The organism is Oleiphilus sp. HI0067, from assembly GCF_001635735.1.
Genome location: NZ_LWFI01000365.1, coordinates 1 through 461, shown reverse-complemented (window position 1 = coordinate 461; position 461 = coordinate 1). Strand labels below are relative to the sequence as shown.

Below are 461 nucleotides of genomic sequence, written 5' to 3'. Positions count from 1 at the left end.
CTCAATCCCTCCCGGGTCGAGTTAATAACAAGTGCATCGGCTCCGTAGAGAAATCGTCGCGCGTTATGTTGGTGGCCGATAAGCTTAATATGTTCTGACTCGTATTCTTTTAACGCTTTTTTTTCTGGGCCATCGCCAACAATGATTAGATTAACGGGCAAAGTCTGGCAGGCTTTCATCACGTTTGAATATGCTTTGACCTTTGCAAGCCTTCCAATGCAAATCAGTATTGGCCAATCAGGGGTCAAATCATAATTGGCTATTAGTTCGGCCCGCAAGATGCCTGAATCCCCGCTAAAAAGATCTATGCCATTCTCAATGCAGGTGCTGGTGACGGCTTGTTTTTGTAGTTGTGTTTGAATGTCACGACTAACTGCGATCACTGCATCAACGTGTTTCACTGAAGGATAGTTTTCTTTGAAACCGTGGATAGTGACAAGTTTTTTGATGCTTCTAGAGAG

General features: G+C 44.0%; 1 protein-coding gene. It reads right to left on the bottom strand.

Features of this window, described 5'->3' with window-relative positions:
* Positions 1-461 (bottom strand): glycosyltransferase (locus tag A3739_RS04380; RefSeq protein ID WP_156502345.1); only part of this gene is annotated, 461 nt, incomplete at both ends.